Annotated in this window: 13 protein-coding genes; 3 read left to right on the top strand and 10 right to left on the bottom strand. The window is 37.3% G+C overall.

Features of this window, described 5'->3' with window-relative positions; translation table 11 throughout:
* The coding region (locus tag ACIR310F_RS26860) for a Na+ dependent nucleoside transporter N-terminal domain-containing protein (RefSeq protein ID WP_331271313.1) at positions 1-447 on the bottom strand (447 nt) is incomplete at its 3' end.
* 142 nt (positions 448-589) lie between these two features.
* On the bottom strand, positions 590-715 hold the full coding sequence (locus ACIR310F_RS27355; protein WP_269208363.1) for a hypothetical protein: 126 nt from the start codon (positions 713-715) through the stop codon (positions 590-592).
* Between the two features lie 95 nt (positions 716-810).
* Here ACIR310F_RS27355 and ACIR310F_RS0112720 point away from each other — a divergent pair, with 95 nt between their 5' ends.
* Both ACIR310F_RS0112720 and ACIR310F_RS0112715 read left to right on the top strand, forming a co-directional pair.
* Positions 811-1,581 carry a cysteine hydrolase family protein gene (locus ACIR310F_RS0112720; protein ID WP_028084165.1) on the top strand — a complete coding sequence of 257 codons (771 nt, stop codon included), beginning with the start codon at positions 811-813 and terminating at the stop codon, positions 1,579-1,581.
* A 4-nt stretch (positions 1,582-1,585) separates the two neighbouring features.
* Entirely contained in the window at positions 1,586-2,041 is a 456-nt protein-coding gene (locus ACIR310F_RS0112715) for a cupin domain-containing protein (RefSeq protein WP_028084164.1), read from the top strand.
* 159 nt (positions 2,042-2,200) lie between these two features.
* Here the strand turns inward: ACIR310F_RS0112715 and ssuD are convergent, their stop codons facing one another.
* From ssuD to ACIR310F_RS0112675, 8 genes are all read right to left on the bottom strand, one after another.
* Entirely contained in the window at positions 2,201-3,370 is a 1,170-nt protein-coding gene (ssuD, locus tag ACIR310F_RS0112710) for an FMNH2-dependent alkanesulfonate monooxygenase (protein ID WP_028084163.1), read from the bottom strand.
* A gap of 169 nt (positions 3,371-3,539) precedes the next feature.
* Positions 3,540-4,340 (bottom strand): aliphatic sulfonate ABC transporter permease SsuC, encoded by an 801-nt coding sequence (gene ssuC / locus ACIR310F_RS0112705; RefSeq protein WP_035367962.1) that lies wholly within the window; start codon positions 4,338-4,340, stop codon positions 3,540-3,542.
* Positions 4,341-4,467: 127 nt separating this feature from the next.
* Complete coding sequence (locus ACIR310F_RS0112700; protein ID WP_035367939.1) at positions 4,468-5,511, bottom strand: sulfonate ABC transporter substrate-binding protein; 1,044 nt, start codon at positions 5,509-5,511, stop codon at positions 4,468-4,470.
* Between the two features lie 49 nt (positions 5,512-5,560).
* Entirely contained in the window at positions 5,561-6,424 is an 864-nt protein-coding gene (locus ACIR310F_RS0112695) for a TauD/TfdA dioxygenase family protein (protein WP_028084160.1), read from the bottom strand.
* Between the two features lie 84 nt (positions 6,425-6,508).
* Positions 6,509-7,615, bottom strand: coding sequence for an aliphatic sulfonate ABC transporter substrate-binding protein (locus ACIR310F_RS0112690; protein ID WP_028084159.1), 1,107 nt, complete (start codon positions 7,613-7,615; stop codon positions 6,509-6,511).
* Between the two features lie 499 nt (positions 7,616-8,114).
* Positions 8,115-8,930, bottom strand: a complete 816-nt coding sequence (locus ACIR310F_RS0112685; protein ID WP_028084158.1) for an ATP-binding cassette domain-containing protein — start codon at positions 8,928-8,930, stop codon at positions 8,115-8,117.
* A gap of 475 nt (positions 8,931-9,405) precedes the next feature.
* A complete protein-coding gene (locus tag ACIR310F_RS0112680; RefSeq protein WP_028084157.1) occupies positions 9,406-10,227 on the bottom strand; it encodes an NADPH-dependent oxidoreductase in 822 nt (273 codons plus the stop codon).
* Positions 10,228-10,442: 215 nt separating this feature from the next.
* Complete coding sequence (locus ACIR310F_RS0112675; protein ID WP_331271312.1) at positions 10,443-12,206, bottom strand: iron uptake porin; 1,764 nt, start codon at positions 12,204-12,206, stop codon at positions 10,443-10,445.
* 469 nt (positions 12,207-12,675) lie between these two features.
* Here ACIR310F_RS0112675 and ACIR310F_RS0112670 point away from each other — a divergent pair, with 469 nt between their 5' ends.
* The gene (locus ACIR310F_RS0112670; protein ID WP_028084155.1) at positions 12,676-13,716 is read left to right on the top strand and encodes an NADP(H)-dependent aldo-keto reductase; all 1,041 of its coding nucleotides are present in this window, start codon (positions 12,676-12,678) and stop codon (positions 13,714-13,716) included.
* Positions 13,717-13,844 lie beyond the last annotated feature (128 nt).

Here is a 13,844-nt window from a genome sequence, read left to right as displayed (position 1 = left end):
AAGTGCCGCTTCTGTAGGTCCTAAAAAAATATTTCCTGCACAAGATAAAGATTCAGAACCCGATGTTTTCATGGTTTTCATCATTACCCATGCTAAACTGTTAACAACTCTTTGCAAAATACCATAGTGGTAAAGAACACTAATAAATGATGAGAAAAAGATGATTGTTGGCAGAATTTGAAAAGCAAAAAAATGATCTTTGAAATTTTCACCAAAGACAAATTTTGCCCCAACATCAGAAAAAGCTAAAAAATTAGCAACCATATCTCCTAAAGATTTAAATAAATTCAAACCCCAAGGAGTTTTGAGAATTACTAAAGCTAAAAAAAATTCTAATCCTAACCCCCAAATAACGGTCTGCCAACGCACAGCATTACGCTTAACAGAAAGGGCGTAGGATATGGCAATAAAAATGCAGATTCCCAGGGCAGAAATAACACGCTCCATATTCGGTATTTTAATATTTTCGTGGACAAAATGCGGACAAGATTCAGAATAACTTAATTTGAGATCATTTAGTTCAGATAATTTTCAAGTTTAAATTTAAAATGCAATTTCTACTTTACTACTTAACGTTAATCTCATCCCATTACTTGGGGATAATAATCTCTAAATTAGAAGCAATAGTGGCGATTTTACCATTGACAATCCGTATGTATGTTGTTGTGTAAATATCTGTAACGCTAATTAAAGTATTTTTACTCGTAAAGTTCATAATGTAAAGTTCATAATTTTTTAACCTTAATTAAGTAATTGATAGTTTAACATGATTTCAAGCTATAAATTAAACAACGATAAGAACTGGCATTTATGAATCTACCCGTTCGGAAATTAGGATTTCTACCAAATGCTTGGGAAGTAAATCAAACATTTGCGGATATTACCCGTCCCGAAAAGACCCCGCAACCAGTTATTTTAGCAACAGAAACTAAAACTCTGTGCTGCGATTTATCCAAAGCTGCTATCATTGTCATTGATATGCAGAATGATTTTTGTCATCCTGATGGTTGGTTAGCACACATTGGTGTAGATGTCACCCCCGCCCGGCAACCGATTGCACCACTGCAACAATTATTACCACAAATTCGGGCTGCTGGTGTACCTGTAATTTGGTTAAATTGGGGAAATCGTCACGATTTATTGAATATCAGCGCCGGGTTATTGCACGTATACAACCCCACGGGGGAGGGTGTGGGATTAGGTGATGCTTTACCCAGTAATGGTGCTAAGGTACTAATGAAGGGAAGTTGGTCTGCTGCGGTAGTGGCCGAATTGGAACAACTACCAGAAGATATCCAGGTTGATAAATATCGCATGAGTGGATTTTGGGATACTCCTTTAGATAGTATTTTACGAAATTTGGGTATAACTACAATATTCTTTGCTGGTGTAAATGCTGATCAATGTGTTTTATCAACTTTGTCTGATGCCAATTTTTTAGGATATGATTGTATTTTAGTTAAAGATTGTACTGCAACAACTTCACCGGAATATTGTTGGTTAGCAACTTTATATAATGTTCAACAATGTTTCGGTTTTGTCACTGATTCTTCGGCAATTTTGACAGCAATTAATAATTAAGAATATGTACACTACTCGTTGTGTAATTCCAGTCATTAAATCTCCTCAAGATTATCAAGCATATCGTATTAGTCCCCATGACTCTAACCGATTAGCAATTATCTTTGATTCCACAAATGCTAACACTTCTTTAACTTGTTGTGTGGAAATTTTTGACGTGGGTGGAAAAACACCACCAAACCGTCATGAATGGGCGGTAGAAATGTTTTTTATTCTCAAAGGAGAAGGAATTGTAATTTGTGATGGTAAAAAAGTAAATATCAAGGCTGGAGATAGTTTGTTAGTTCCACCTACAGGGACTCATTTGATTAGAAATACTGGTAAAAATCGTCTTTACGCATTAACAATTATGGTTCCTAATGAGAATTTTTCGGAACTAATTCGCAGTGGAATTCCTGTAGAATTAGATGCTGAAGATATGACTGTTTTAGGAAGATTGGACTCTTTCAAATTTTTCTAGTATTTTTATACTTTTTGGCAATTTGAGGGTGTAACAACAAAGGTTTTTGCTGATGTTTTGTTACACTCTCAAGTTTAATTTTTTAGATAAGAAGGACTACCCGCAATTACTAAAATATAAGCCATCTGACAAAAACCTCTTGATTTAATTAATTTTTAACTAATCTACAGTTGCTACTGTTGTTTCTCTAAGTTGTTCTTGAAGCTGTTGAGGAAATTCCCGGTTAGCAACAATTTCACCGAAAGGACTTAATAATTGTGGTTCTACTGTTGGCAAATTATCTAAAGGTAATCGAGGGAAAAGCAATTCTGCTACTCGATAAGCTTCCTCTAAATGGGGATAACCAGAAAAGATAAAAGTATCAATTCCTAAATCTACATATTCCTGCATTCTTCTAGCAACAGTATCGGGATCACCTACTAATGCAGTTCCCGCACCACCCCGAACTAAACCAATTCCTGCCCATAAATTCGGGCTAATTTCTAATGCCTCCCGGCTACCATTATGTAATTCCTTCATGCGGTTTTGTCCAACTGAATCCATGCGCGAATAAGCTTGTTGGGATTTCTTAATAGCCTCATTATCTACATAACGAATCAAATCATTAGCCGCATCCCACGCTTGACTCTCAGTTTCTCTGACAATCACATGAAGACGAATCCCAAAACTTAATGTTCTTCCTTGTGCTTCTGCTAAACGTTTTACAGAGGCAATTTTTTCTGCTACTTGTTGAGGTGGTTCACCCCAAGTTAAATAAACATTAACGTGCTTGGCGGCAATTACTTGAGCAATTGGAGAAGAACCACCAAACCACAAAGGTGGATAAGGTTTCTGAAGGTTGGGAAATAGTATTTTACCTTCTTTAATGTTGAGATAATCACCTTCAAAATTAGCAATTTCACCTGCTGCTATTTGTCGCCAAACTGTTAAGAATTCATCAGTTAGTTGATAGCGATCATCATGACTAAGATGCAAACCATCACCAGCTAATTCAACAGGATCACCACCAGTCACGACATTAATTAATAATCGTCCCCCAGAAATTCTATCAAAAGTCGCCGCCATTCTTGCCGCTACTCCTGGTGACATCAACCCCGGACGGATTGCTACTAAAAACCGCATTTTTTTAGTGTATGTTACCAAAGTTGAAGCTAAAATCCAGGCATCTTCACAAGAGCGACCTGTGGGTAATAAAGCACCTGTAAACCCTAATTGATCAACCGCTTGGGCAATCTGTCGCCAGTAATCAAAGTTGACTGACCTTCCACCTATAGCAGTACCTAGATAACGTCCATCACCATGTGTGGGAATAAACCAAAGAACTTGCATAATTCTTATTTAAGAGTAGAATTTCTAACCAAATTTTTCAAACAAAGATTACACTAAATCTATCGGTAAACCGTATTATTTAGGCAACAATTTAGAGTGTTACACAAATAATTGGAGAAAAGCAATACCTTTACCAAAATTAACTGCAAACCTATCGAGTATTAGTGAATTAACCTTTTAGGTAACTGGGATTCCATTGCAACCAATAATTTTCCAAAGCTCTAGCTACAACATCAGCTAACTTACCAAACATAGCATAGATTAAAATGCTCAAAACCACGACATCAGTTTGCATAAATTCTCTGGCGTTCGTTGCCATATAACCAATACCAGAATCAGCGGCAATTGTTTCTGCCACAATCAGTGTTAGCCACATAATCCCTAAAGAAAAACGCACACCCACTAAAATTGAAGACATTGCTCCTGGAAGAATAATTCGCCAGAATAAACCCCAAGTATTTAAACCGTAAATTTTACCCATTTCAATCAGTCCGTGATCAACACTGCGAATCCCATGAAAAGTGTTTAAATAAATCGGAAACATTACACCCAAAGATACTAAAAATAATCTCGCTTCATCACCAATACCAAACCATAAAATTACCAGAGGAATTAATGCTAGGTTAGGAATATTTCGTAACATTTGCAGTGATGTGTCTAGTAACTTTTCCGCAATAGGAGAAACACCATTAAGTAGACCTAAACTAAAACCAATACTTCCCCCAACTAAAAACCCAGATATTGCCCTGATGGCACTAATACCAATATTTCTGAAAAGTTCACCTGTCTGAGTTAATTTAATAGCAGCACTAACAACTGCTAAAGGTGCTGGTAATATTCTAATAGGAATAACCCCAATAGAAGACAAGAATTGCCAGAATATAATTATTGTTATGGGTACAAGCCAAGGTATGAATGATTGAAAATAGGGATTTTTGATTAACTTCAAATGGAACTTATTTTTTCTCATTGTATACTTTGATGAAAAATCAGGAGATGAAAAACCAGGAGAAGAAAGTTTCATAATGATTAACTGGTGATCAGGATGATTAGGGGCGGGGTTTAGCCGCCGAGGTAAGAATCAGAATAACTACAGGTTATTTCTTACTAATTCTTTGGGGTGTAATAGCCGCATACTGTTGATAACTTAAAACCGACTCTTTAATTGCAACTTGTTTAGGAATAACTCCTTCTTTATAAAACAAATCTGCAATGCGTTGTTGTTCAGCAACAAGAGATGAGTTAATTGGACGTAACCGGAAGGTGCGTCTACGAACTACCACAGTTAAAAGTGCGGGATCAAGTTTTAGTTCAGGTGCAAGAATTTTCACAACTTCGTCAGGATTAGATTCCGCCCATTCCCCTAATTTATCTACCTCTTCTAAAACTATCCGCACAACTTCTGGATTTTCCACAGCAAAACTCCGTCTAGCCATATAAAATCCGCCTTGAGTAGCAATTCTGGAGGCATTTCTCAAAATACGAGCATTAGCAGTTTTTTGGACTACAGCAATAAAGGGGTCCCAAGCTACCCAAGCATCAATTTTCTTTTGAATAAAAGCATCACGGGCTTCTGCTGGAGTTAAACTAACTGCTTGAATATCACTATATTTTAAACCTGCTTCAGCCAAAGCCCTTAGTAGTAAATAATGTGATGCCGATCCTTTTTGAAAAACAACTTTTTTACCTTTGAGATCCTTAACTGTTTTAATAGGAGAATCTTTTTGAACAACAATAGCACTACCTTCACCACTACTAGGTTTACGTCCAGCGATATAAGCTAATTGAGCGCCAGCAGCTTGAGCGAAAATTGGTGGAGTTTCCCCCACAGAACCAATATCAACTTTGTTGGCATTCATGGCTTCCATGAGTTGTGGACCAGCGGGAAATGGAGACCATTCTACCTTGATACCTAAAGGCTGAAGACGCTTATCTACCACTCCTTTGATTTTGACAATATCTCCAGAAGTTTGATAAGCAAGTCGGACTACTTTGGTTTTGATGCCTGGTTTATTAGTTGTATTTTGTGCTTGGACTACATTCGTAGCAATGGGAGTAGAAATCAAAATCAAGGCCAGTGCTGATGTTGAATATTGAACTAATTTCTGTAAAACTGTGCGTCGTGGTAAGTTAAACTTCATGATTATGTCTCTTCACTAAATTTCAGTTCAAAATGTCTTACTACAAGACCTAAAATGGGCGACTACCCGCTAAACTAATCCGTTTTAAAACTCGACGTTGATGAGGATCAAAAGCTTGACGATAATGTAAGGTAGATTGATTATCCCAATAAATAATATCACCCACAGACCAGAAATGTTGATAATAAAATTGAGGCTGATGCAGATGATTTCTTAACTGTTCAATTAGTTCTTGACCCTGTTGGGGTTCTAAACCAACAACTTCAACTTCTGTAGCGTAGTCTAAATATAAAATTTTCTTGCCACTTTCTGGATGTGTTCTCACTAATGGATGAGGAAATACTGGACTAATCAGAGGAATAGTCTGATCTTCACGGTATTTTCTACGAGGTTCTCCTGGTTTATTTAAAAATGGGTTATAGGTAATTAACTGCAAGTTTGCAATTCGTTGTTTGGTCAATTTATCTAAGCTTTCATAAGCTAAATTAAGATTTAACCAAGAAGTATCCCCACCTTCAGATGGTACTTCTAAAGCATAGAGTAGAGAACCGCTAGAAGGATAGGGAGTCCACTTGTGATCAGAATGAAAAGATAATTCTCCCGTACCTGTGTAACCACCATCAACATTAGAAACCGGAATTATAACTGGTGTAACTCCTGGTTGAGAAGCAAGAACTGGAATATTATCTGGTGGGACAAATAATGAACCAAAGTTAAAACTAAAGTTTAAAAATTGCTCATCACTAAGATTTTGATTTTTGAAGATGAGAATATGATAATCTCTGAGAGCTTGTTTTAATTGCAAAATGACTTCAGGTAGAACTTTTTTACTAGCATCTAGTCCAGTAATAACTGCTCCTAATGGAGCATCAAGAGGAGTAATTTGGAAATTAGTTAAAGTAAGTGTGGGCATAGTCAAAAATCAAATCCATTCCGGTTCAATAGTTTTTTAAAAGTCAAAACCAATTAGGTTTTATTCTGTTTTTCGTTAACGAAGCTACTTTTTAGTAAGCACCTCTTTAGGAGTAATTGCAGCATACTGTTGAGGAGTTAAAAACCCGTCTCTAACATTTACTTTTCTAGGTATAAGCCCTAAACTATACCATTTATCTGCAACTTCTTGTTGTTTTTTGATCACCTTTTCGTTAATTGGTACTAATGCAAAATCATATTTGTTGTGCATTTTTTCTAAAGTTGGTGCATCAAGCTGAGTTGCACTAGTTAGTAACTGAGCAATTTCTTTGGGATGGTTTTTAGACCAGACTTGTGCTTTTTGTAATTCCTCTAGAAAAATTTTAATTACTTGAGGGTTTTCTTGATAGAATTTGCGATTTGTAGAATAAAAGTTGTTAGTATCTCTTAAGCCATTACCACCATCTAATAAAACGCGACCCACTTTATTTTGTACATTTCTGGTGACAAATGGCTCCCAAATAAACCAACCATCTACTTTACCTTGGCTAAAGGCGGCGTTGGCATCTGGAGGTGCTAAAAAAACTGAAGTTACATCAGTGAGTTTTAAGCCCTCTCTTTCTGCTGCTCTAACTGTGAGGTAATGTCCGATAGATGCTTTTTGAAAGGCGATTTTTTTGCCTTTCAAATCCTTGAAACGTTTAGCTGGTGAATTGGGAGGAACTAAAAGTGAAACTGCTCTACCATCAGAGGAGTTAGCTGCTAAATATACAAGAGGAACTCCGGCCGCTTGAGAAAAAACTGGAGGTGATTCGGCTGTAGACGCAATATCAAGTCCATTTGCATTTAAAGCCTCTAACTGTTGGGGACCAGCGGCAAATTCAGGCCATTCAACTTTATAGCCTAAAGCTCCTAATCTTTTTTCTAAAGTACCTTGTTTTTCTAAAACGGCAAGGGCTGTAAGTTGCTTGGAGCGAACTATTCTGACTACTTTTTTGCCTGTATTATTAGCAATCAGCTTACTATCTGTGTTAGTAGATGAAATTGCTTGTTGATGAATGGTATTTTGGGGTATATTCCAAGTAAATACTGTGGCAGATAAGACTAAGCTGGAGCTAAAAGCGGATAAAACAGAACGACGAGTGATTCGTTGGTTTTTCCATGATTTCAATTTACTTTCCCAATTCAGCATTGTTAAATTTCCCTTCGGAATATTTTCTAGTTTTGTTAAATACTTAAGAAAGTGAGGTAGGAAAAATAATCTACCTCAACAGGGTGTGAAAAAATCTAAAATAACTGACATCAAAGCTTGTTCACTCATGTAGAGAATATCAGTTATCAACCAGATACCAAGATTGTTTAAATCCTAAAATTAGGAAAGAGAAGTTGAGAAAAAAAATGGGCATAGTGAAGCGGCCTGTAGGAATCGCTATTTAAGATAACATAATTACTTTTCTCAATTTTCATTTTCAACTAATGATCGACAATCATCTGTATCACCTACTCATTCTAAATAACCTCAGCAGGCGCAGAGAGATTTCTGGGTATAAAATTCGGTGTTGATGATAGGATAAACGAGATGATAGGAATGGCTGACTAATTGAATACCTATCTGTACAGATTCGGATTTTTTTGCACTTTCTATGACGATAGTCATAATTCTTGCTCCAAATAGTTTCTAGTAATGGCATTTATGCAGATAGAGAACTCAACAAATAAGAAGATGAGGATCCAGATACAAATTCTGTTGACGGTGATTCTTGTTTACCCATTACTCTATCTAGGATTCCTTCTACAGTCTTGGCAAACTTTGCATCTCCTCTAGCCCGTGGACGTGGGAGATCAATTTGCACATTCATACTAATTTGACCATTTTCAATCAAAATTACTCGGTCTGCTAATACGACTGCCTCCTCTACGTCATGGGTAATTAACAATGCTGTAAATCCTTGCTCCTGCCACAAACTTTCTAGTAATTGCTGCATTTCAATCCTAGTCAGGGCATCTAATGCCCCCAAAGGTTCATCTAGTAGTAATAAGGAAGGTTTACTGGCCAAGGCTCTTGCTAAAGCTACCCGTTGCCGTTGTCCACCGGAAAGGACCGAAGGCCATTCATAAGCGCGGTCTTCTAATCCTACTGCACGCAGCACCTGTAAAGCCGTTTGCTTGGCATAAACTTTGGAATTAGCACCTATTAAACCTAACTCTACATTTGCTAAAACTCGTTGCCAAGGTAACAAACGGGCATCTTGAAACATCATGCGGACTGCTGGATTAATAGGTTTATCATTATATGTGCCGTTTAAGAAAACATTACCATCACTAGGAGCATCCAGCCCAGCTACTAGACGCAACATTGTACTTTTACCACAGCCACTACGACCAACAATAGCCACAAATTCTCCCGGCTGAATTTCCAAATTAATTCCTTTCAAAACAGTTTTATTTCCGAAAGACTTATGTAGCCTTTCTAGAGTTAATTGCATTCCTTTTACTTTATTAGTCATGATCAAAACCTCTTCCTTTGGTTCACTGGTTATTGAAGTACATCTGTCAAATAAAAATAAGCAATGCTTGTGTAACATTTCTCTTAGCCGAAATATTGAGAAAATCAATATATTGATGATCCGGCTTGGAAAAATTTATAAGATGCACAGAAATCGCTCTCTTTTATTACCTTGAGTGTCTGTAGACAAAAAGCTTTAGTAAACAAGCATCTGGCATTAATACCAATATGCTTGTTGTGCCAATCTGTGTTTTCTGGGTATAATCAACCGTAAATCGGTAGGAATACCGTAGCTTCATTCTAGTGTTGCACAAATAAATAAAAATTGCAAGCATTTCTGAGAATAAATTTGTCAAATTTTGTCAACTTTATTTATAGAAAAATCCCCACTTATGTATGAGGATTTATTCTATAAAATTATTCTTCAGACTTCTTTAACAAGTTTTGGAGATTTATATGCCTGTTACAAAAGTTAACTATCGTAATTCAAAACCCAAGTTATTCAGAATTTCCTTTAACTTGTGCCGACCAGATAAAGATTCAGCCAATGCTACCCTTTTACTAGAATGTTCTGACCAATCACCAGGAACGTTGATATGTTGTGAATTGTAAAAGTTCGTCATGACTTGGTTATATTCTGATATTCCTTGTTCTTGTTCTGTCAGGTTATATGTTTCCCTGTGCAATACTACAGACTGAGGTAGGCGTGGTTTAATTGCTACCTTAACAACTGGATCTGCATAACCTACACACAAACCAAAAACACCAACTACATGAGGTGGTAAATTCAAGATTTTGGCTACTTCTTCTGGTTTATTTCGCAATGCACCGATATACACCGTTCCTAAGCCCAGAGATTCTGCTGCTATCACCGCATTTTGTGCTGCTAAGGCGGCATCTATGGCCGCCATCAAAAACATTTCCAAATAATCTAAACCTTCATGAGGTAGTCCGCGACTTTCAGCGATGTGAGTTAGTCTGGCTAGGTCTGCTAACCATACTAAAAACAAAGGACTTTGGCGAATATGTGCTTGATTATTAGTAAGTTTTGATAATTCTTCTTTGCGATTTGCATCTTCAACGGCTACTACACTCCACGTTTGCAGATTGGAGGAAGTAGAAGCAGATTGAGCCGCCGCGATTAAAACTTCTAAGGTCCCTGGAGGTAAAACATCAGGTAAGTAAGCACGAATTGAACGATGGGATAACAAAGTTTCTAAGGTGTCACTCCAGGGAATATCTGGATTGAGGTTACTATTACCATAACGATGATTAAGTAATTCAGTTGGGTTACTCATTCGATTTTAGATTTTAGATTTTAGATTTTAGATTTTGTATTTTAGATTGACCACACTAATAAATTTGGGGGACTGTTACGCTCAAGGAATTGTTGGTAATAATTCATAATTCGTAGTTCGTAATTTTTTTTGTCATTTATTGACAGGATTAAGGAATTTATTTGAATACAAAATATTGTAAATCCTTCAATCCTGTAAATCCTGATTCAGAAGCTTTAAAATTTGAAGGTGGTACGTAGCCAACCCACCACACTACCGGGATTGGTAGCATCGGAATTTGGTGCTGTCACCCAAATAAATCCGGGTGTAACTTCAATATTGTCTGTAAGTTTATATTGATACCATCCTTCAATATGCAGAGAAGTATCTTTATCGGCTTTACCCTTACCTGCTCCTAAATCTACATTACTACTGAGTCCTTTAAGTGTTGGTGCCTGACCTACAAAAATAGCTCCTAAGCTACCTTTTTTTCCTAAATCGGGAAATGTTATTCCCGTCCCCCAGTTCCAGACTTGACCATCTCCTTGTCCTAAATAACGATGGGCAGAATAACCTACAAAACTATTGATTGCTAACTTGGGATTAAGTTTATATAATGCCCCAATTCCATAAAGATTTCCCACAGTTCCTTGATCAACAATGCCATTAGTTGCGTTGGCTGGATTGGTGGAAATAGTGCTGTTTGCCAGGTTACTCCCCGCAGCCGGACCAAAGTTTGTTCCACCTTGACCTAATGTACCCGCTGGGCTGTAGGTGTTAGCGTAACTTAAACCGACCCGGAAATTCTTTTTGGGGCTAAAGTATGTTATCTGTCCAAATGCTACATATCTGCCTGTAAATAAGCCATTTTTAGGTGCAGGATTATCACCATTAGGTGCGCTATATGATAAACCTAATTGCCACTGCTTACTCAGATCGTGGAGGATGGCGACTCCTGGACCTGTATCTCCATAGTTATAGACCATATTCCGCCGGGAAAATCGCGTAATCCCATTACTAGCAGATCCTTCAAATGGATTTGTCGGACCACTTAAACCAATCTCATTTGCGCCATCAGATTGAGCAAAAATATTGAACTGGGTCTTTTTCCCAACTGGAAAACGATAACGAATGCCACCCAGAACAATTTGATTGGGTCCAAAACTAGGACTGGCATTATCGGCAGTTCTCCCGTCAAATGTTCCCAAAATCCCCCCAGTGGGATTGTTTGTGCTAAGTCCTGTTCCAGTTCCTCTAGGATTAGGTACTCCACCTAATGAGTTAATATTTCCACCTGATAATGTTAACCGTAGTTGATCTTTACCAGTAAAACTGGTGTTTAATACTAAGCGAGCCTGGTCTTGAAATGTAATGGTGCGGGGTGCAGGTTTCTTGGTGACAACGTTATTACCAGCTAGGACTCCTCCCAGTACAAACTGAACTTGACCTTGGAGCTTAGTTGTGGTTGAAAATTGATTAGCTTCTAATTCTGTGGTTCGTGCTTCTATTGTGTCTAATCTTCCGCGTAATACAGTAAGTTCGGCATTAAATTCTTCATTTAGTCGCTGTATGGTTTCCAAATCTGTTTTTACAGCTAAATTAGACGTGGTTGAGGCAATAAGTTTGTTGACTTGATCTAAACAAGCGTTCAATCCCGCTGCAAATTCATAGCGACTTAATGCACGATTACCTTTAAATGTGCCATTTGTATACCCAGCAATACAACCATATCGTTCTACTAAAGATTGTAAAGCCTGAAAAGCCCAGTCACTTGGTTGGACATCTGAAAGCTGGGATACAGATGTAATTTGCGACTCATCAGATGAAGAGGAAGGTTCCGTTTGGGCAATTATTTGAGGACCGTTATCAGAGTCGGGAATACTTATGCTGATGGGTGATAAGGGTGATAAAGTCTCTTTACCTATTGTCTCATTTTCTTTTCCTATTTGACTGGCCAGAGTTTTTGTACTAGCTGTTAAGACTAACGAGAATACAGACATTGGCAAAGTAAGCAATAAATTCCAAGCAATTTTCTTCATTTTGATAACCCCACACACACACAAAATTTGATTCAGCAAAAAATCACAGAGAAAAGAACAGAACTTCCCAGGGAGAACTTTCCTGTAACGGGTCTATTTAGATTAGTTTTGTATTCGTAATGACACGAAAGCCTATAGTAGTAACTAAATTACCTTATTTAAATAAATACGGTAATTTGGTCAATTTACTGTAGTTAATCTTTGATAGATAGCAGCATGGCATAAAAAAATTAGAATTTGAGTATTGCTGGATACATTTTTTAGGATTTTAAATTAATTGTTACAAAGGGTTGTATATCTAAATTTTGTATGGTAATATGCACTTTCAGGTATCAACTCCATTAAATCAATAGATTTAGTGTGTTTTGAGGCAACAGTCATATTTTTAGTTTTTGTAGCAAAATCAAATGAGGAGAATCATTTAAACATTATGAGATACAACCAACTGGGTGCAAGTGACCTCAAGATTTCAGAAATTTGCTTGGGAACTATGACCTATGGACATCAAAATAGTATTGAAGAAGCGCATGAGCAACTTGACTATGCTGTTGCCCAAGGGGTCAATTTCCTAGATACTGCGGAAATGTATCCCGTCCCCCCTCGTGGTGAAACCCAAGGAAAAACTGAGGCTTATATTGGTGAATGGTTGAAGAAACAGCAACGAGATCAACTGATAGTTGCTACTAAAATTGCAGGTCCTGGTCGTCCTTTTTCCTGGTTGAGGGGTGGAAATAATAAAGTTGATCGTGATAATATTACACAGGCGGTAGATGATAGTTTGCAGAGATTACAAACTGATTATATAGATTTGTATCAAATTCATTGGCCTGATCGTTATGTTCCTACTTTTGGACAGACAAGTTACAATCCAGAATTAGAAAAGGAATCTGTGCCTATTGCTGAACAGTTACAGGCATTTGCTGAGGTGATTAAAGCTGGGAAGATTCGCTATTTGGGTTTGAGCAATGAAACGCCTTGGGGGGTAAGTCAGTTTGTTAGCATTGCTAATGATTTGGGATTACCTAAAGTTTTGACAACTCAAAATGCTTACAATTTACTCAATCGTAATTTTGAATCAGGTTTAGCGGAAGTTTACCGTTATACAGATGTGGGTTTATTGGCTTACAGTCCCCTGGGTTTTGGGTTTTTGACTGGTAAGTATATCGAAAACCAACAATTAGAAAATACAAGAATATCTTTGTTTCCTGGTTTTGGACAACGGTATTTAAAACCCAATGTCCAAGAAGCGGTTAAGGCTTATGTGGAACTAGCTAGTAAGTATAATCTTACACCTGCTCAATTAGCGATCGCCTTTGTCAAAAGTCGCTGGTTTGTTAAAAGCACTATTATTGGCGCAACAACTTTGGCACAATTACAAGAAAATATAGATAGTGTCAATGTGGTTTTGGATCAAGAGATTTTTGCAGAAATAGATGCAATTCATACTCGTTATCCTAATCCAGCACCTTAACCGAGTTTTGTAAAAAAATACAAAGAGGGTGTTTTAAAAGTTTCCGGTGATTATAAAGATGCCTCCGGCTCCCGTCATGGATACGCTACTACACAAACAAAGTCCACCTGCGTGGACTAAATAAAAAT

This window comes from Dolichospermum circinale AWQC310F (genome assembly GCF_000426925.1).
Classification (GTDB): Bacteria; Cyanobacteriota; Cyanobacteriia; order Cyanobacteriales; family Nostocaceae; genus Dolichospermum; species Dolichospermum circinale.
The sequence above is the reverse complement of the archived record's forward strand: the minus strand, read 5'-3'. Positions and strand labels throughout refer to the sequence as shown.